We start from the raw sequence: 17,383 nt of genomic DNA, 5'->3' as shown, positions 1-17,383 counted from the left end.
GTGGGCGTGGTCTAGTTTACACCGCGGGAGCGGTAGATTGTGGGCCATGACTGCCGAATCCTCCCCCGTGACAGTGTTCGATCCCGATTCCCGCGCAAGCCAGCCCGAAGGGCTGCTCAAGGCCCTGATCGGGCGGGTTGAAGCCGAGATCGGAGAGCTGCAGTTCCCCCATTTCACCAAGGACGACTCCCTCAACCTGGGGCTGCTTCTGGTGGAGCTGGGCAAGAGCCGCCGCCTGCCCATCGCGATCGACATCACCAAGGGCGAGCAGGTTCTGTTCCACGTGGCCCTCGACGGCGCCACACCGGACAACGAGCACTGGATCCGGGCGAAGCAGCGCACCGCGGCCCGGTATGAGGTTCCGTCGCTTCTGGTGGGTCTCCGCGGCCGGCTTCACGGCGGGCGGATAGAGGACCAGGGATGGTTCGACCAGTCCCGGTACGCTCCGCACGGCGGCTCCTTTCCGGTCTATGTGGCCGGGGCAGGCGCCGTGGCCACCGTGACCGTGTCCGGTTTGCCCCAGCAGCAGGACCACGACCTGGTGGTGGAAGCGTTGCGGGAAATCCTGCAATCCATGCGGGCCGGGTAGCCGGACGGGAGCCGCTGATCAGTTTCAGCTATTTGCCGCATGCGCCTGCGCTGGTACCGGGACCAACTGCTGTTTGATGTCCTCCCAGTCGGTTGCCACTCGGCGTTCCACAATCAGCCCGTCCACTACGCGCTCCAGTGTCAGGCTCTCGCTGGTGACGGGCACCCCGGCGGGGGCGATTCCCTGGAACTCCCCGCCACTGTGCACTGCGTGCATCGTCACCCGGCAGGCAACGAGCTCTCCTTCGGCCACCATGTCCTCGAGTATGAACTGCGTGCCGCTGAACATGGTGTTCCAGCCTTTGATCATCTCCAGCAGGGTGTCCCGGCCCACTGGTTCGGGATTTCCGTGCACATATGCCCGCAGGTCAGGCGAGAGGACGTTGGTCAGTGCGGCCTCGTCCGAGTCCTCGAAGGCCTTGAAGAAACTGCGCACTACGGCTTTGTTCTGGTCAGTAGTCATTGGAATGTCCCTTTCTTTCGCGTCCGGGATGGTCCGGACATGCCCAGACTAGGACCGGGGCCATGCCCACCGGCTCCGTGCACATACCCACGTGGCAGGGGGAATCAGCGGGCGGGGTGAGGGTTTTGGCGGTGGATTGAGATGGCGTCCTCTTCCGGCCCCAAACCGTGGCGGAACGCGTAGTTGGCGGCAGCCGCACGGGCAGCGGGGCCCTCCACTCCAATCTTCATATACAGGTTGGCGATATGCCGCTCGACAGTACGTACGCTGAGCCCCCAGCGGGCAGCTATTCGCTGGTTGCTCTCCCCTTCGGCTATGAGGTGAAGCACCTGGGCCTCGCGCGGCGTCAGTGCAACGGCGGGCAGGCCCGGCATGCCCGCCGACGCTGCCGCCTGCTGCGGCTCCTGCAACTCCTTCAGCAGGGATTCAGTCTCCTGCTCCGTCAATGAACGGCCCTCTTCCAGATATGCCTGGAAAGCGTCCGCACCGACGAGGGCGCTGGTTTTGCTGGCCGTCCGGGCGAAGTGAGACCGGTCGAGCGCCCACAGCACGGCGCCATACCGGTCGAGCCGGGCTTGTGTGGCCCCAAGCAGCATGGCCGAAGTCTTTGGCATCCCGGTTGCTGCCGCCACCGCAGCCCACGCTGCGAGCGCCATGGTGATGCCCCAGTCATCGTTGCCGTTGCGTGCCGTTTGCATCGACTCGATGAGGTGCAGCCGCGCTTCGTCGAAGTCTCCCCGGCTGCCGGCCAACTGCCCCAGCCTGACGCAACGCCGTGCAATGGCGAAGGGATGCCCCAGCCTGCGGGCCAGCTGTTGGCTTTCCCGATAGCATTCAGCGGCCTTGGCAAAGTCTTCCTGCAGGAATGACGCATCTCCCAAGGCAAAAAGGCATGCGGAGGTCCACCACTCGTCCCCGGCCTCCCGTTCCAAGGCGAGTCCCTCCGCAGCAAGGTCAGCGCCTTTCCGCGCGTCCCTGTTCATGGTTGCGTGCGCCAGGAAATGCAATTGACGCCCGACCGCAGCGGAATCGCCAATGTCAGCAAAAATGGCGGCGGCCCGTTCCCAATGCTCGCGCGCCTCGTCCACCAGCCGTGCATGGACCGCGAGAAAGCCTGTGGATTCATGAAGTTCAGCCTGTGCCCGTAGTGAGAGCGCATGGCTGTTGCCCAGGTACTTCCTGTGCCACATGAGCCCTTCAGCGAATTCACCGCGCAGTTGCCACACCTGGGACAGGCTGCACACCACTTCGGCCCCGCTCTCCAACCCCTCAGGAGCGTCGAGGCTCCAGCCCAACACGGCCCTGAAATTTTCCCTGTCCTGCTCCAGCCGCGCCGTCCACGCCGGCTGCCGGGGTCCGTTCAGTTCCCCCCGCGCCTGCATGGCCACCGCTGCAAAACGCCCCGCGTGGGAGCTGCGCAGCAGGGATCTTTCTCCCGAGGCACGCAACTGTTCATCCGCGTACTGACGGATCACTTCGAGCAGCCTGAATCTCCGTCCGCCGCCTATCGGGCGTTCCACTACCACCAGCGATTGGTCCACAAGATCTGAGAGGACGGTGAGGATGTCCGCCGTTTCAAGGGCGCCGCCCGCGCAAACTGATTCGGCATCTTCCAGGCCCCAGCCGCCGGCGAAGACAGACAACCGCCGGAGCAGTGTCTGCTCAGGCGGTGAGAGGAGCGCGTAACTCCAGTCCAATGCCGCACGCAGTGTGGCGTGCCTCTGGGCAGCAAACTGTCCGTTTCGGCTGAGGAGACTCAGGGCCTGCTCCAGGCGTTCATCAAGCTGCTCAGTCGTCAGTATTTTTGTCCGGCTGGCCGCCAGCTCGAGGGCGAGCGGCAGGCCATCCAGCCTCCGGCAGACGCGTGCCAGCGCGGCCGCGTTTTGCGGCGTCACTACGAACCCGGGAACCACCATCGACGCACGTTGGCTAAAAAGCTTCACGGATTCACACGCCGCGATGTCTTTCCACGGAAGGCGCGCTTCGGCCGGGACCGGCAGCGGGTCCAGGAGCCGTGTCCTCGCCGCCTTTGTCGGCAACGACACCCGGCTCGTCACCAGGATGCGCAACTCCGGACAGGTTGCCACCAGATCCACGCTGATCCTGGCGCATTCCCGGGCAATATGCTCGCAGTTGTCCAGCACCAGCAATGCCGGGGTGCTTCCCAGGTGTTCGGCGACGGCCGCGAGCTCGGTTTGGGCGGGTTTGATGTAGGCGCCCACGGCGGATGCAATGGTCGACGCCACGAGCTGCGGGTTTGGCATGCCGGAGAAATCGCTCCAATACACCCGCTGGTTCACCTTCGGTTCGGCTTCAGCTGCCAGGGCAAGGGCCAGCCGGGTCTTACCGGAACCTGCAGCGCCCGTAATGGTGAGCAACCGGTCAGGGCCGGAAGCCAGCCAGCCCAATAGCTCTGCCAGTTCCTGCTTCCTGCCCACAAAGCTTGTCAGGGGCCGGGGCACGGTGCGGGCGCCCCCGGCGTCTTCGTCTGTTGGGCTTTCAGCGGCCCCCAGGCCCAACTCACGCGCGCGGGATGCGGCCTCCTCGCGGCTGTGCACCCCGAGTTTGTGGAAAACCTGCCGCAGGTACCATCTGGCGGAACTCGGGGCGATGCTCAGCCGGTCAGCTATCCCGGCGCTGCCCAGCCCTTCCGCGAGAAGGGCCGCCACGTCTGCCTCCCGTGCGGTCAGCGGCGTCGGTACTGTTCTCTCGGCATTCTGGGCTTGGTGTCCGGGCACTTTCTGCAGCCTTCGGGGGAAAACGAATGCAGGCGGACGGCCCATGATCCCTGGGGTAAGTAACCGGCCGGCCAATACGCTCATTGTCCTCCAGGCGGGTCCATTTTGTCCGGCCATGGTCCGCCGGCAGTCGCCGCCTTCGGGACGCTGTGAGCGAACCGGTGTGTAAGCCCGCCGCCGGCCGACCCGATGCCGTTAGGCTAAGGTCAGTCCCGTTTCCGCCCACAAGGAGTCCCCGGAATGAACCTCTTCATCAAGTTGCTTGGCGCCGGAGTAAGCATCGGCGCCGGGCTGGTCGGCACCAAGGTAGTCAACGCTGTGTGGGAAAAGTCCACGGGCAGGAAGCCGCCCACGGGCAAAGAAGACACCCCCACCAGCCTCCGCTCCGCGCTGACGTTCGCGCTCATCTCGGCCACCGTCAGCACCGTCATCCAGGTACTGGCCAACCGCGGCACGCAGCGGGCCATCACCCGCTTCGCCAAGAGCCAGGACATCGTCTGACAGTCCGGCAAGGCCTTTAAGCGCCGAAGCCCCTATGCGCCGTCGCCGGAACCGTCCTCACGGGCGGCTTTGGCGGCGGCGTTCTGCACTACGGCTTCCAGCTCGTCCGTGCTGAGCAACTCCCTGTGCAGGTGCTTGGTGCGGTACCCGGCACGTCCCACCATATGGGCGGACACCGGCACCGTCAGCAGCTGGAAGATCCAGGCCACCAGCAGCACCGGCCACACCCACCAGGTCCGCAGCTGCAGGCCCATGGCTGCCAGCAGCAGGAACAGTCCCAGTACCTGGGGTTTCGTGGCGGCATGCATCCTGCTCAGCAGGTCCGGGAACCGGAGCAATCCCACGGCCGCGGCCAGCGACATCAGGGCGCCTGCCACCATAAACACCGCGGACAGGCCGTCGATGATGGCATTCACGGTGCCAGCATCAGGAATCATGGGGCTGCTCCCGCCGGTCGGCGACGAACCGGGCAACGGTTACGGAGCCGATAAAGCCGATCACGGACAGCGCAACGAGCAGCATCAGGTTGTTCAGGTGCCGGTTGACGGCCATATCGATGCACAGTGCGGCTCCCAGGATGGCCAGCAGGACATCGGCGGCCAGCACCCGGTCCAGCAGCGACGGACCACGCGCGATCCTGAGGATGGCGCCGGCGGCTGCCAGCGAAAGGATGACTGCAGTGACAGCCAGGACGGTCTGCATCATGGTGCGGCCTCCAGCCTGATAAGTTCGAGTTCCTCCCGGGTGCCCATGATCCAGATCAGGCCGGCTTCAATGGCCCGGACATCGTTGCGCAGTCTCGCCGCATCCTCGGCATTCTTCACGTTCAGCCCGTGCAGGTAAAGCGTGGACGTGGACCGGTCAACCTCCACCACCAGGGAGCCCGGGATCAGGGACGCCACGTGCCCTGTGGCTGTGACCAGCAGATCCTGGTGGCTCCGCAGCGGGACGGCGACCACGGCGTTGCTCACGTCGGGCCCCCGGACCACCGCGAGGAGCATGACCTGGAAGCTGGCGACGGCCACCCTGCCGAGGAAACCCACGGCGAACGGGACGGCGTGGAGGACGTTGAACCGTCCGCTGAGTTCCACCGGGGGAAGGTAGAACATCCGCGCCACGATCACCGCCAGCAGTGCGCCGAACAGCAGATTACCGGGGCTGAAGTCCTGCCACAGCGCGCCCCAGACGAATACCAGCCACACCAGGAGCGGCAGTTCCTGGCGCAGGGAAATCCGCCGGCTCATGGTGCCCCTCCGAAGGTAAGGACGTGGGGCACAGGGGCACCCTCGCCGAGTACGGCCTGAATGTAGGATGACCTGTCCAGCATGTCTGTTGCCGCCTGGTCCGCGACCGTGAACAGCGGGCCCGCGAAGACTGTCAGCGCCACCCCAAGCACCACGAGCCCCATAGTGGAGCCCACCATGCTGCGCGGCAACAGGGTCACGGTGTTCCGGCCGTCGAGGCGGCCTGTATGTGCATCGGCGGCCGCCGCCAGCAGCACAGGATCGGGGTGGTCGGCGTCGGTGGTTTTCCGCCAGAACGCGCGGTTCCATACCCTGGCGACGGCCAGGAGCGTCAGGAGGCTCGTGACCACCCCTCCGACGACCAGCATGTAAGCCAGGGGTGTGCCCAGTTCGATACCGGCCTGCATCAGGCCCACCTTTCCAAGGAACCCGGAGAAGGGCGGGATGCCGGCAAGGTTCATGGCCGGCACGAAGAACAGCAGCGCCAGCAGGGGTGACAGCCTGGCGAGCCCGGCCAGCCGGTCCACCGAAGAGCTGCCGCCGCGGCGTTCGATGAGGCCGGTGACCAGGAACAGGCTGGTCTGGATGGTGATGTGGTGGGCCACGTAGAACACGGCGGCGCCGAGCCCCGCGGCGGACGACATGGCCAGGCCGAACACCATGTAGCCGATGTGGCTGACCAGCGTGAACGAGAGCAGACGTTTAATGTCGCTTTGGGCCAGGGCACCGAGGATTCCCACCAGCATGGTGAGCAGCGCCGCGACCATCAGGGGCGTGTTCAGGGTGTCCTCGGGGAAGAGCAGGGTCTCGGTGCGCACCATCGCATACACGCCCACCTTGGTGAGCAGGCCGGCGAACACTGCCGTGACCGGTGCCGGTGCCGTGGGATAGGAGTCGGGGAGCCAGAAGGACAGCGGGAACACGGCCGCCTTGATGCCGAAGGCCACCAGGAGCATGACGTGCAGGAGAGTCCTGGTCCCCGGGTCCAGGTCGCCGAGCTTGATGGCGAGGTCGGCCATGTTCACCGTTCCGGTGGCACCGTAGATCATGGCGATGGAAATCAGGAAGAGCACCGAAGACACGACGGATACCACCACGTAGGTGACGCCGGCCCGGATACGTGGCCCGGTACCGCCCAGTGTCATCAGGACATAACTTGCCGTCAGCAGGATTTCGAAGCCCACGTAGAGGTTGAAGAGATCCCCTGACAGGAAGGCGTTAGACACGCCCGCGACCAGGATCAGGTAGGTGGGGTGGAAGATCGAGACCGGGGCGTCCTGGTCGCCGTCGGCCATACCCTGGCCTGTGGCGTAGATCAGCACGGCGAGGCTGACGGCGGATGACACCACCAGCATGAGGGAGGAGAACTGATCCACTACCAACACGATGCCCCAGGGCGGCAGCCAGCCGGCGATGTTCACCGCGGCGGTCCCGCCTTCCCAGACGGAAGACAGCAGCAGGCACTCGAGCAGAAGGGTGAGGGAGAGCAACGCGATACTGACTGCCCGCTGGGCCCGCGAGTGCCGGATCAGCAGGAAGGTCAGCGCGGCGCCCAGGATGGGAAGTACGACGGCGAGGGGGGCGAGGCTTGCAATGCTCACCGCGGACCTCCTTCCGGGCCAAGAGCGACGTTCTGCGATCCGGGCTGCTCTTCCGCTGCTGCCTCCGCGGCAGGGATCCTCCTGGCGCCGGCGGTGATGGTTGGTTCGCCGGCTTCCTGCTTGCCCGCTGCAGCGTGATCAGATGGGGACCGATCAGATACCGCACCACCGTCGGTACCGATCATGGTCAGCGGAAACTCGGATGTCTCCACGGGAATCTCGGCGTCGTCCTCCGCGTCGAAGCTGGGGGTTTCGGCGACGCGGCGGTCTTCCATGTCGTCCTGGATCTCGTCCTGCCGGGCAAGGACCCAGGTGCGATAGATGATGCCGAGCATGAAAGCAGTCACCGCGAAGGAGATAACGATCGACGTCAGGATCAGCGCCTGGGGAAGGGGATCGTTGTAGTCCTGCGCAGGGGTGTCGTTGGCGTAGAAGGGCGCCAGCCCGGCATACCCGCCCGTGGCCAGGATCAGCAGGTTTGTGGCGTTGGCCAGGAGCATCAGGCCCAGGAGCACCCGGGTCAGGCTGCGTTCAAGGATCAGGTAGATGCCGCAGGCGTACAGGGCACCCATGACCGTGAGGAGGGTCAGGTTGACGCTCATGCTTTGCCCTTTGCGGTGGTCTCGGCTGGAACGCCCTGCGGCTCCTGCTCCTCGGGAGGAGCGGTTGCCTGTTCTTCGAAGTGTTCGTCGATCTCAGCACCCAGGCTCCGGAGCACGTCCAGCACCAGGCCCACAACCACGATGTACACCCCGATGTCGAAGATGGTTGAGGTGACGAATTTGATGTTGCCGAATACCGGCAGCCACAGCTCGATGATGGCGGACTGGAACACCTGCCCGCCCAGCAGGAGGGGCACCACGCCCGATGCCGCCGCCGTCGCGAGTCCGATCCCCAGCAGTGTCCCTGCGCTGATGGGCGTGGCCTCCCGCAACTCGAAGCGGCCGCCGGCCAGGTACCTGGTAGCGAGGGCCAGCCCGGCGGTCAGGCCGCCGGCGAACCCGCCGCCGGGAAAGTTGTGGCCTGCCAGCAGGAGGTAGAGGGAGAAAACGATCAGGGAGTGGAAGATCAGCCGCGTCACGACTTCAAAAATGATCGAGCGCCGTTCAGGTGCCAGGGTACGTCCCGCCACAATCCAGGCGTCGCGGGTGGACGAGGCAAACTTGCGGCTGATGGCCAGCGCGGCAGCGTCCCGTGAGCCCGGGTCCACGCCGGTGTGCCGGCCTACTGTTCCCTCCGCAATGGTGGAGGATGCCCGGATACGGTCTCCGCGGCCGCGGATGAAGATCAGGCTGGCGACTCCCGTAGCGGCCAGGGCCAGGACGGAGATCTCGCCGAAGGTATCCCAGGCCCGGATGTCCACGAGGGTCACGTTGACGATATTGAGCCCGCCGCCGCCCTCGTAGGCAAGGTGCGGAAAATCCAGGGACACGGGCGCCGCCACGCGCGAACCCATGGCCTGGATGGCCGCGAAGACCATGGTGGTACCGAAGGCCAGTCCGATGATGACGCGCACCACACGGTACTTGCCGCCGGTGCGGTCGCGGAGCTCGGCCGGCAGGCTGCGCATGGCCAGGACAAAGGCAACCAGGATGATGGTTTCCACCAGCATCTGGGTGAGGGCCAGGTCCGGTGCGCCCTGGAGCGCGAACATCAGGGCCACCCCGTAGCCCGTCACGGAGACCATGAGCACCGCGAGGAAGCGCTTGTTGGCCTTCACCGCCGCGAGGGCGCCGATGACAATCCCGGCACCTGCCACCAGTTGGAGCGGCGAGTTGGGGTCGATGAAGTACAGGCCCGCAGGCAGGGGCTTGTTGGCGGCGATCAGGGCTGCCAGGGGGAGCACGAACGCGACGGTGAGGATGACCGCCAGGTAATAGTAGAGCGAACCGCGCTGGGTGCGGCCGGTAACCCAGACCGCAGTGTCGTCCAGGGCTCCGATGGTGTACTGGTAGGCGCGGTCACCGTCAATCCAGCCCGGCACCCGGTCCTGGGCCCGTGCCACAAGGTTGCGCCCGTAGTGCATTGCCAGGCCCAGCCCGAAGGTGGCAGCCGTCAGGGTCAAGGCAGGGGTGAAGCCGTGCCACAGCGCCAGGTGACCGGCCTGCGCGGCGGCCGTCCCGGCGTCGGGGGTGGTTTCGGCGAACAGGGCGGCGTACGGCTGGATCCAGACGTCGACGGGAGCCGGCCAGACGCCGTAGGCGATGCTCAGGAGGCTGAGAACGGCCGGGGCCGCGAGGAAGGAGGGCCTGATGGCTTTGAACGGGGTCCTGTCCACGCCCGGCTTCACGGCAAAGGCGCCCCACATGAAACGGGCGCTGTAGGCGAAGGTCAGGACCGAGCCCAGCACGATCCCCACCAGCAGCGCAACGCTCCACGGCCCGCCGTCGGACGCGTGGTGGACGAAGGCCTCCAGCACCGATTCCTTGGCCACAAACCCGGCCATCAGCGGGACGCCCGCCATGGAAGCGGCCCCGATTCCGGCCACGATGCCCAGGGCGCGGGAGGAGCTGAACACGCCGGAGAGCTTGCGCACATCACGCGTGCCCGACTGGTGGTCGATGATGCCGACCACCAGGAACAGGGTGGCCTTGAACAGACCGTGGGCCAGGAGCATGGCGAGCGCGGCGAGTGCGGCGTCCGGGGTCCCGAGCCCCACCACCATGATGAGGAAGCCCAGTTGGCTGACGGTCCCGTAGGCAAGGATGAGCTTGATGTCGGTCTGGCGCAGTGCCCGGTATCCGCCCACCAGCATGGTGGCCAGGCCCAGCCCGAGCACGATGGGCGGCCAGGAGGAAGTCTCCGCGAACCCCGGCGCAAGCCTGGCCACAAGGTAGATGCCCGCCTTCACCATCGCCGCGGCGTGAAGGTAGGCGCTGACCGGCGTCGGGGCGGCCATGGCTCCCGGGAGCCAGAAATGGAAAGGGATCAGCGCGGACTTGCTGATGGCACCCACCAGGATGAGCACGACGGCGGCGCCCACCATGGCGGCGGAAGGTCCTGACACCAGAGCGGGGCCCTGCTCCAGGATTGCGGAAATCCGGTAGGTGCCTGCGCTGAAGCCGAGCATGAGGAGCCCCACCAGCATGGCCAGGCCGCCGGCGGTGGTGACCATCAGCGCCTGCAGAGCCGAGCGCCGTGCTGCCAGCCTGGTCCGGGCGAAGCCGATCAGCAGGTAGGACAAGACGGTGGTGAGCTCCCAGAAAATGAACATCAGGAGGAGGTCGTCGGCGACCACCAGGCCGAACATGGCGCCGGCGAAAGCCAGCAGCTGGGCTCCGAAGCCGCCCAGGTCCGGGTCCTCTTTCTTGAAATACCTCGCGCAGTAGACCAGCACCAGGCAGCCCACGCCCAGGACCAGCAGGGACATTATCCAGGCCAGGGCGTCCAGCCGGAAGGCGAATTCAATCCTGAGCGTGGAGATCCACGGGATCACGTCAGTGATGGCGCCGGCGTCAGAGTACACGGCGCCGTACTGGAGCAGCAGCCACAGGAAAGACACCCCAGGCACCGCCGCCAGCGCGTAGAACGCATTCCGCCCCCAAATCCTGAACAGGAGAGGCGCCACAGCAGCCACCGTGAAGTGCACGGCAAGGACTGTGATCACTGGTTATCTCCGCAACGTCAGGGATTCGATTGTCAAGAGTGAGAGCAGGCGGTCATGGGTTGGATTCAGTGCCACAGTTTACCAAGGCACCTCCGACACTTCCGCCGGACGGGACCTGCCGGCGGTCAAGATTCCCGGGTGTCCGGCAGCCCTTTCATCTGATGTTCGCCAAGGGCGGATACGATTCAGCCTATGAACACTGCGAGCGCTCCTGAGGCAATGCAGCCGTCATCTGAACTCGAGGCCGGGAACCGGGCCACCAGCAAAGGCCGCGTGCTCGCCTGGGCCGCCTGGGACTGGGGATCGGCAGCCTTCAACGCGGTCATGACCACTTTCGTGTTCACGGTGTACCTGACCTCAAAGGCCTTCGGCGGGGAGGACCAGGCATCAGCCGTGCTGGGAGGCGCCCTCGCCGTCGCAGGAGTCGCGATTGCCCTGCTGGCCCCGGTCACAGGACAGCGTTCGGACAACGGGGGACGCCGGAAACTGTGGCTGGGAGTCAACACGGCCGCCGTCGCGGTTCTGACCGCCCTGTGTTTCTTTGTGTTCCCGCGGCCGGAGTTCCTGCTGCTCGGCGTCTCGCTGATTGCCCTGGCCAATGTGTTCTTCGAGTTTGCCGGCGTCAACTACAACGCCATGCTTGCCCAGGTCTCCACCCCGAAGAACATCGGCAAGGTCAGCGGGTTCGGCTGGGGCATGGGCTACCTGGGCGGCATCGTGGCGCTGCTCATCGTGCTGCAGCTCTTCGTCCAGCCCAGCTTCCACTGGTTCGGTGCCTCAACGCAGGACAGCCTCAACATCCGGCTGGTTGCTGTCTTCTCAGCCCTCTGGTTCTTCATCTTCGCCCTGCCCGTCCTGTTCGCGGTTCCCGAGCTTCCGCGGCCCAGGCAGGCCGGACAGCTGGGTTTCCTTGCCTCCTACGGCCTGCTGATGCGCAGGATTAAGGCCATTTACGCCACCAGTCCGCACACTATCTACTTCCTGCTGGCCAGCGCCGTCTTCCGCGACGGTCTCGCGGCCGTGTTCACCTTCGGCGGGATCATCGCCGCCGGGACTTTTGGGTTTCAGCTGTCCCAGGTCATTTTCTTCGCGATCTTCGGCAATGTAGTGGCAGCCGTCGGCGCCATGATCGGCGGGTTCCTGGATGACCGCGTCGGCCCCAAGGCCGTGATCATCGGTTCGCTGAGCGGTCTGCTCGTTGCAGGCACCGTGATCCTGGTACTCGGGAATGGCGACTATGTCTTCTTCGGGACGGCTTGGCCGGGCAGCACCACATTCTGGGTATTCGGCCTGTTCCTGTGCCTCTTCGTGGGCCCGGCCCAGTCGTCGTCGCGGGCTTACCTGGCACGGCTCGCGCCGCACGGCGAGTCCGGCGAGCTCTTTGGCCTGTACGCCACCACGGGACGTGCCGTGAGCTTCCTGGCTCCGGCACTGTTCACCCTCTGCATCGCCCTGGCCACTCCCCTGGTTGCCCCGGGCGAGGCCCAGCGGTGGGGAATCCTGGGCATCATGGTGGTGCTCCTTGCCGGGCTCCTGGTCCTGCTGCCGGTGAAGTCGCCGGATAAGACCGCCATCGCGGTGGTCCCCGCCGTTTAGTGCGAACCGGGCGCTAAAGCCCCCGGTCAAGGCCTTGGCGGACTACGCTGGATGTATGAACGTGGACGAGACGGACCTCCCCGGCCTGGGCCGCCGGAAGGATTTCATGACGGCTTCGGGCCGCCGCATCGGCGTAGTGGAGCTGCGTGAAGGCCAGACCGAACTTTTCGTCTCTACGTGGGACGACCCTGATACATGCCAGGCCTCCATTCCCCTCACCGGGGATGAGGCGGCCACCCTGGGCAACCTCCTGGGCGGGCAGCACCTGGCGATGACGCTGACGGAAGCCCACAAGGAGATCCCGGGCATCGTGACGCGGCAGTTTTCCATCGCACCGGAGTCTCCGTTCCAGAACCAGCCGATGGGTAAGGCCTGCATCCGCACCCGTTGCGGTGTCTCGATCGTAGCGATCATGCGTGAAGGCGAGGTGCTCCCGTCGCCGGGACCCGACGCCGTCCTTCACACGGGTGACTTGCTCGTCGCCGTTGGAACACAAGAAGGGCTCGACGCAGCCGCCGATATCCTGCGCAACGGCTGACCGGCATGGACCGGCTGGCCCTGACCCTCATTGAACTGGGGGCCGTTGTGTTCTGCCTCGGCCTCCTGGCCAGGCTTGCCGGACGGATCGGGATGTCCCCCATTCCCCTGTACCTCGTAGGCGGCCTCGCCTTCGGCGCGGGCGGAATGGTCAAGCTTGAAGGTATGCAGGAGTTCGCACATCTCTCCGGTGAAATCGGCGTGATACTGCTCCTGCTTATGCTCGGCTTGGAATATACGGCGGCGGAACTTGTCACCGGCCTGCGGCGATCGTGGCAGGCGGGCGTTCTTGACCTGGTCCTGAACTTCCTCCCCGGGGCGGGCCTCGCTGTCCTGCTGGGCTGGGGTGTAGTCGGCGCCATGGTGATGGGCGGCGTCACCTACATTTCCTCCTCGGGCATCGCTGCCAAAGTCATCACGGATCTGGGCCGGATCGGCAACCGCGAGACTCCGGTGGTGCTGTCCATCCTGGTGTTTGAAGACCTGGCCATGGCACTTTACCTGCCCATCCTCACTGCAACGCTCGCCGGGGTTGGTTTCCTGGGCGGGCTGACCACGGTGGGGATTTCCTTGGCGGTGGTCACCCTGGTCCTGATGGTGGCGCTCCGGCACGGCCACCGGGTATCCCAGGCCGTGCACAGCGAAAATTCGGAGGTCTTCCTCCTCAACCTGCTGGGAGCCGCCTTGCTGGTCGCCGGGGTAGCCTCGGCCATGCAGGTCTCAGCCGCGGTGGGGGCCTTCATGCTCGGCATCGCCATTTCCGGGGCCACGGCCCATAACGCCACCAGGATCCTGGAGCCGCTGAGGGACCTTTTTGCGGCCATCTTCTTTGTGGCGTTTGGTCTCAACACCGATCCGTCCACCATCCCGCCGGTCCTCGGCTGGGCTCTGGTCCTGGCCGTCATTACGGCCGCCACCAAAATGGTTACCGGCATCTGGGCCGCCAAGCGTGCGGGAATCGCCCGCCGGGGCCGTTTCCGTGCCGGCGCTTCGCTCATTGCCCGCGGCGAGTTTTCCATCGTCATTGCCGGCCTGGCCGTGGCGTCGGGCGTCGTCCCCGCCGAGTTGGCGGCCCTCGCCACCGCCTACGTTCTGGTCATGGCTTTCCTGGGACCGGTGGCTGCCCGCTACGTGGAGCCGCTGCTCCAGTCGGTCACGCGGACGGCCCCTGTGCCCGCACAGGCGTAAGTCCCGCCCGCGTCGTCGAGGGGCGCGGCCTCAAGCTTTTTTGTGTCCGGTGCCGGATTCCCACCCGGCGCCGAGGAGGACCTGACTAAACCTCGGTGCGGTGGAAGTTCAGGTGGCTGCGGCTGGCTGTCGGTCCGCGCTGGCCCTGGTAGCGGTTGCCGTATTGGCCCGAGCCATAAGGGTGTTCCGCGGCGGAAGTCAGCCGGAAGAAGCACAGCTGGCCGATTTTCATTCCCGGCCACAACTTGATGGGCAGGGTGGCCATGTTGGAGAGCTCCAGCGTCACGTGGCCGGAGAAACCGGGGTCGATGAAACCCGCCGTGGAGTGCGTGAGCAGCCCGAGCCGGCCCAGCGACGACTTGCCTTCAAGGCGTGCCGCGATGTCATCCGGCAGCGTGACGGTCTCATAGGTGGAGCCGAGCACAAACTCGCCAGGGTGCAGGATAAAAGGCTCGCCGGCCTCGACCTCCACCAGGCGCGTCAGTTCAGGCTGCTCCTCCGCGGGGTCGATGTGCGCGTATTTGTGGTTGTCAAAAAGCCGGAAGAACCGGTCGATCCGCACATCCACCGACGACGGCTGGACCATCACGGAATCGTATGGTTCGAGGACGATCCGTAGGGAATCTATTTCGGCGCGAATATCGCGATCAGAGATCAGCACGCCTCCCAAAATACCGCATGCATTGTTGCCGCCGCTCAGCGGGGCTACTGTTGCCTCAGAATGACAGCCGCCGGATGGTCTCCCGGTCGGCCCAACTAGCTGGGGAGCTGGGGATTGCTGTGAGAAAATTTGCGCCGCCCGCCGTCGTTGTCGTGCTTTGCGTCCTTGCCCTCGCCTCCCCCGCCGCCGGCCTTCATGCGGTCCCGACAGCCGGCTTTCCTGCCGGCCAGGATCTCAGCCCGGCCGCAAACCTGACAGGTCCCCGCAGCGTGGCCTTGGGCCCGGCATCCACAACGGGCGACGGCGGCAGCACAGCAGGTGCCGACAGCGGCGCCGGATCACCGCTTGGCCCGGCCGTGGAGCCGGGAATCACGCCCGCCTCACCCTCCCCGGGGCAACCCACCGCAACCCCAGCGGCAGCAGCGCCGGCTACGGCAGCGCCCGCACCGGACCCAGCTGAAGTTGCCGCACCGGAGCCGCCTTCCGTGCCGCCGCTGTGGGCGCCCGACTCCGAGCTGGCCAAGAACAACCCGGCCGGTTCCGCCCCGACGAACCCTGCAACGGAATCCCCCGCCACAATAGCCCCCGCCACCCTAGCTCCTGGTACGGAAGCCCTGGTGCCGGACAACAACTCGGCCGCGATCCTCACGGTATTCACCAAAATCAACGAATACCGTGCATCCAAGGGCCTGGCACCGGTCAAGTACCACCCCACGGTGGCCAGCCTGGCCCAGGAGTGGTCCGACAACATTGCCTCCCGGGAAGTGATCGAACACCGGGCTAGTTTCTGGACGGATCCGCGCGCCCTGAACCCCAACAATGGCGCGGGTGAAGTCATCGCCATCCGGACGGACCGCGACGCGGCGCAGCTGGTCGAATGGTGGAAGGGTTCTCCCGGGCACAACGCGATGCTGCTCGATCCTCGCTTCAACGTCATGGGCATCGGGATCTCCTACACCAACAGCCTCTACAGCATCTGGGGCGTGGTGGACTTCTTCGGCTACACCACCCTCCCGGCAGGGACCGTCAACTCACCCGGTGGGAGCCCCGCCGGCGGTGGCGCCCTGCCCCCGCCTCCGCCAACCCTCTGTGATCCCGCGGTCAAGCACATGCCGCCCACTTTGGACCTTGCCAATGCGGCCATCAACAGTGCCGCGGACCTCCTGACCATCAACGCCTCAGGCCAGCTCATCAACCGCCCCGCCACAGGCAACAGGACCTACGGCGCGGCCAAGGTCATCGGCTCGGGGTTTGGCACGGCCAAGGAAGTATTCATCACCGACTGGGAGCGCGACGGAACCTATGACCTGCTGACCCAGTGGGCCGACGGCCGGTTGACGCTCTATCCAGGCATTGCCGGCGGAGGTTTCCAGGCACCGGTAACGCTTGGCCAGTCCGGTTGGGCGTCACTGACCCTGGCCGTCGGTGGCTGGTGCGCCAACAACAGGTTGCCCCAGGTGTTGGCGCTGGATTCGTCGGGGAACCTCTTCCTGTATCCGAACACCGGGCTGGGCGACATGTCCCGGCGGACCGCCATAGCTTCCGGAATTACGGCCAGCAGGCTGGCGATGGTTGACTACGACGCCGACGGCTTCCAGGACGTCCTGGCGCTGAAGGCCGACGGCACCGTGCAGCTGTATCGGGGCTGGGGCACCACTGCGCTGCGGGCCGAAGCCCGGCCCACCGTAGCCACGGGCTGGCAGGATGTCACCGGCATCAGGCCACTGAAGGATGTCACAGGCCTGAACTCGACCGGGGTGGCCCTTCGACGGGCCAACGACGTGGTGCAGTACTGGGACCTGACCGCCGGAAGCCTTGCGGCGCCGTCGAATATCACCGGGAGCTGGTCCGGGCAGCGGCTGGCCCAGTAGCGCGCCGGGCGAGCCGGCCCGGCAGCCTACGAGGCCGGCTGGAGCTCCAGGATGTCCCTGAGCCTCTCCAGCTGCGCCACCTCGGCCTTCATGGTCCGCTGGATCATGGCGTTCATCAGCCCCAGCAGGCCCTTGGGCTGGTAGTCAAGGGCGAAGCGCACCCGCGTCCCCGACTCCTCAGTGCTGAGGTAGTACCCGCCGGAAGGCTTTGCAGGACCGGCGATGACCTGGAACTGGATCTCGGCGCCGGGCCGGGCCTGGGTGATTTCGAAGTCAGCCGGGATGGGCCTGCCCGAGCGGCCCGCCAGGGTCTGCCGGTAGACGGCACCCTTGCTGCCGGCCGCCCCGGTGGCCAGGCGGATGCTGCGGATTCCTTCGCGCCACTGCGGCAGGTTCATGCCGTCGATGAGGAAGCTGTACACCGCCATGGCGTCACGGCGGATCAGGACCTCGTGCTCTGCGAATGCCATGGGAATCCTTTGCTTGACGTCGGGCCTGCCGTTGTAGCCCGCCCCTCCCCCTGACACCGCAGCTATCCGGTTCAGAGTAGCCAGTGCTCCTCGCCCGGACCTAGCCACGGGCAGGGACGTTATTGAAGAGTTACTGGATGACGCGGGCCCCTGGCGGGATTGCGGCGTCGCCGGGATTATCTGTTGCCGAAGGCGACGCGGCAGTTGCCGTGGTGGCGCGGCCGGTGTCCAGTGGTTGGCTGCCGGTGGACACGGTGCGCACTCCGGGCGTCGTTGCCTGCGCAGGGGCGCATGTGCGCTAAGCTAAATCCTGCCCCG

General features: G+C 65.9%; 17 protein-coding genes. 7 read left to right on the top strand and 10 right to left on the bottom strand.

Features of this window, described 5'->3' with window-relative positions:
• The first annotated feature begins 46 nt into the window (after window positions 1–46).
• Window positions 47–589 carry a heme-degrading domain-containing protein gene (locus QFZ40_RS00360; RefSeq protein WP_306902187.1) on the top strand — a complete coding sequence of 181 codons (543 nt, stop codon included), beginning with the start codon at window positions 47–49 and terminating at the stop codon, window positions 587–589.
• A 24-nt stretch (window positions 590–613) separates the two neighbouring features.
• On the opposite strand, the gene QFZ40_RS00355 is transcribed toward QFZ40_RS00360, so the two are convergent.
• Together QFZ40_RS00355 and QFZ40_RS00350 are read right to left on the bottom strand one after the other, a co-directional pair.
• A complete protein-coding gene (locus QFZ40_RS00355; protein WP_306902185.1) occupies window positions 614–1,051 on the bottom strand; it encodes an ester cyclase in 438 nt (145 codons plus the stop codon).
• Between the two features lie 104 nt (window positions 1,052–1,155).
• On the bottom strand, window positions 1,156–3,789 hold the full coding sequence (locus QFZ40_RS00350; protein ID WP_306902183.1) for an ATP-binding protein: 2,634 nt from the start codon (window positions 3,787–3,789) through the stop codon (window positions 1,156–1,158).
• A 240-nt stretch (window positions 3,790–4,029) separates the two neighbouring features.
• On the opposite strand from QFZ40_RS00350, the gene QFZ40_RS00345 reads away from it, so the two are divergent.
• Entirely contained in the window at window positions 4,030–4,290 is a 261-nt protein-coding gene (locus QFZ40_RS00345) for a DUF4235 domain-containing protein (RefSeq protein ID WP_306902182.1), read from the top strand.
• A gap of 32 nt (window positions 4,291–4,322) precedes the next feature.
• On the opposite strand, the gene mnhG is transcribed toward QFZ40_RS00345, so the two are convergent.
• Genes mnhG through QFZ40_RS00315 form a run of 6 tightly spaced genes read right to left on the bottom strand, consistent with a single transcriptional unit; the run spans window position 4,323 to window position 10,742 of the window.
• The gene (gene mnhG / locus QFZ40_RS00340; RefSeq protein ID WP_306902181.1) at window positions 4,323–4,727 is read right to left on the bottom strand and encodes a monovalent cation/H(+) antiporter subunit G; all 405 of its coding nucleotides are present in this window, start codon (window positions 4,725–4,727) and stop codon (window positions 4,323–4,325) included.
• Window positions 4,717–4,995, bottom strand: a complete 279-nt coding sequence (locus QFZ40_RS00335) for a monovalent cation/H+ antiporter complex subunit F (RefSeq protein WP_306902180.1) — start codon at window positions 4,993–4,995, stop codon at window positions 4,717–4,719. Before QFZ40_RS00335 ends, mnhG begins: the two co-directional genes overlap by 11 nt.
• Window positions 4,992–5,534: a Na+/H+ antiporter subunit E gene (locus tag QFZ40_RS00330; RefSeq protein ID WP_306902179.1), complete on the bottom strand. Its 543-nt coding sequence runs from the start codon at window positions 5,532–5,534 to the stop codon at window positions 4,992–4,994. Before QFZ40_RS00330 ends, QFZ40_RS00335 begins: the two co-directional genes overlap by 4 nt.
• Window positions 5,531–7,135, bottom strand: coding sequence for a Na+/H+ antiporter subunit D (locus QFZ40_RS00325; protein ID WP_306902177.1), 1,605 nt, complete (start codon window positions 7,133–7,135; stop codon window positions 5,531–5,533). Before QFZ40_RS00325 ends, QFZ40_RS00330 begins: the two co-directional genes overlap by 4 nt.
• Window positions 7,132–7,737: a Na(+)/H(+) antiporter subunit C gene (locus QFZ40_RS00320; RefSeq protein ID WP_306902176.1), complete on the bottom strand. Its 606-nt coding sequence runs from the start codon at window positions 7,735–7,737 to the stop codon at window positions 7,132–7,134. The genes QFZ40_RS00325 and QFZ40_RS00320 overlap by 4 nt, the downstream gene beginning before the upstream one ends.
• Window positions 7,734–10,742, bottom strand: a complete 3,009-nt coding sequence (locus QFZ40_RS00315) for a Na+/H+ antiporter subunit A (RefSeq protein ID WP_306902175.1) — start codon at window positions 10,740–10,742, stop codon at window positions 7,734–7,736. Before QFZ40_RS00315 ends, QFZ40_RS00320 begins: the two co-directional genes overlap by 4 nt.
• A gap of 192 nt (window positions 10,743–10,934) precedes the next feature.
• Between QFZ40_RS00315 and QFZ40_RS00310 the strand changes: the two genes are divergently transcribed.
• The 3 genes from QFZ40_RS00310 to QFZ40_RS00300 are packed head-to-tail and all read left to right on the top strand — an operon-like array spanning window position 10,935 to window position 14,063.
• Window positions 10,935–12,338, top strand: coding sequence for an MFS transporter (locus tag QFZ40_RS00310; protein ID WP_306902173.1), 1,404 nt, complete (start codon window positions 10,935–10,937; stop codon window positions 12,336–12,338).
• A 55-nt stretch (window positions 12,339–12,393) separates the two neighbouring features.
• Window positions 12,394–12,876 (top strand): cation:proton antiporter regulatory subunit, encoded by a 483-nt coding sequence (locus QFZ40_RS00305; RefSeq protein WP_306902172.1) that lies wholly within the window; start codon window positions 12,394–12,396, stop codon window positions 12,874–12,876.
• Between the two features lie 5 nt (window positions 12,877–12,881).
• The gene (locus QFZ40_RS00300) at window positions 12,882–14,063 is read left to right on the top strand and encodes a cation:proton antiporter (RefSeq protein ID WP_306902171.1); all 1,182 of its coding nucleotides are present in this window, start codon (window positions 12,882–12,884) and stop codon (window positions 14,061–14,063) included.
• A gap of 85 nt (window positions 14,064–14,148) precedes the next feature.
• Here QFZ40_RS00300 and dcd read toward each other — a convergent pair whose 3' ends face one another.
• Window positions 14,149–14,724, bottom strand: coding sequence for a dCTP deaminase (dcd, locus tag QFZ40_RS00295; protein ID WP_306902170.1), 576 nt, complete (start codon window positions 14,722–14,724; stop codon window positions 14,149–14,151).
• 119 nt (window positions 14,725–14,843) lie between these two features.
• On the opposite strand from dcd, the gene QFZ40_RS00290 reads away from it, so the two are divergent.
• The gene (locus QFZ40_RS00290; protein ID WP_306902169.1) at window positions 14,844–16,595 is read left to right on the top strand and encodes a CAP domain-containing protein; all 1,752 of its coding nucleotides are present in this window, start codon (window positions 14,844–14,846) and stop codon (window positions 16,593–16,595) included.
• Window positions 16,596–16,621: 26 nt separating this feature from the next.
• Here the strand turns inward: QFZ40_RS00290 and QFZ40_RS00285 are convergent, their stop codons facing one another.
• Window positions 16,622–17,065, bottom strand: coding sequence for an SRPBCC family protein (locus QFZ40_RS00285; protein ID WP_306902168.1), 444 nt, complete (start codon window positions 17,063–17,065; stop codon window positions 16,622–16,624).
• A 137-nt stretch (window positions 17,066–17,202) separates the two neighbouring features.
• On the opposite strand from QFZ40_RS00285, the gene QFZ40_RS00280 reads away from it, so the two are divergent.
• Window positions 17,203–17,367, top strand: coding sequence for a hypothetical protein (locus tag QFZ40_RS00280; protein ID WP_306902167.1), 165 nt, complete (start codon window positions 17,203–17,205; stop codon window positions 17,365–17,367).
• Window positions 17,368–17,383: the final 16 nt, after the last annotated feature.

This window comes from Arthrobacter pascens (genome assembly GCF_030816475.1).
Taxonomy (GTDB): domain Bacteria; phylum Actinomycetota; class Actinomycetes; order Actinomycetales; family Micrococcaceae; genus Arthrobacter; species Arthrobacter pascens_B.
The sequence above is the reverse complement of the archived record's forward strand: the minus strand, read 5'-3'. Positions and strand labels throughout refer to the sequence as shown.

Excerpts from the sequence above, each read along its gene's own strand:
- QFZ40_RS00280 (WP_306902167.1), top strand. The coding sequence starts at position 17,203 with ATGACGCGGGCCCCTGGCGGGATTGCGGCGTCGCCGGGATTATCTGTT.
- QFZ40_RS00330 (WP_306902179.1), bottom strand. The coding sequence starts at position 5,534 with ATGAGCCGGCGGATTTCCCTGCGCCAGGAACTGCCGCTCCTGGTGTGG.
- QFZ40_RS00305 (WP_306902172.1), top strand. The coding sequence starts at position 12,394 with ATGAACGTGGACGAGACGGACCTCCCCGGCCTGGGCCGCCGGAAGGAT.
- QFZ40_RS00335 (WP_306902180.1), bottom strand. The coding sequence starts at position 4,995 with ATGATGCAGACCGTCCTGGCTGTCACTGCAGTCATCCTTTCGCTGGCA.
- QFZ40_RS00355 (WP_306902185.1), bottom strand. The coding sequence starts at position 1,051 with ATGACTACTGACCAGAACAAAGCCGTAGTGCGCAGTTTCTTCAAGGCC.
- QFZ40_RS00310 (WP_306902173.1), top strand. The coding sequence starts at position 10,935 with ATGAACACTGCGAGCGCTCCTGAGGCAATGCAGCCGTCATCTGAACTC.
- QFZ40_RS00285 (WP_306902168.1), bottom strand. The coding sequence starts at position 17,065 with ATGGCATTCGCAGAGCACGAGGTCCTGATCCGCCGTGACGCCATGGCG.
- QFZ40_RS00345 (WP_306902182.1), top strand. The coding sequence starts at position 4,030 with ATGAACCTCTTCATCAAGTTGCTTGGCGCCGGAGTAAGCATCGGCGCC.
- QFZ40_RS00360 (WP_306902187.1), top strand. The coding sequence starts at position 47 with ATGACTGCCGAATCCTCCCCCGTGACAGTGTTCGATCCCGATTCCCGC.
- mnhG (WP_306902181.1), bottom strand. The coding sequence starts at position 4,727 with ATGATTCCTGATGCTGGCACCGTGAATGCCATCATCGACGGCCTGTCC.
- QFZ40_RS00320 (WP_306902176.1), bottom strand. The coding sequence starts at position 7,737 with ATGAGCGTCAACCTGACCCTCCTCACGGTCATGGGTGCCCTGTACGCC.
- QFZ40_RS00300 (WP_306902171.1), top strand. The coding sequence starts at position 12,882 with ATGGACCGGCTGGCCCTGACCCTCATTGAACTGGGGGCCGTTGTGTTC.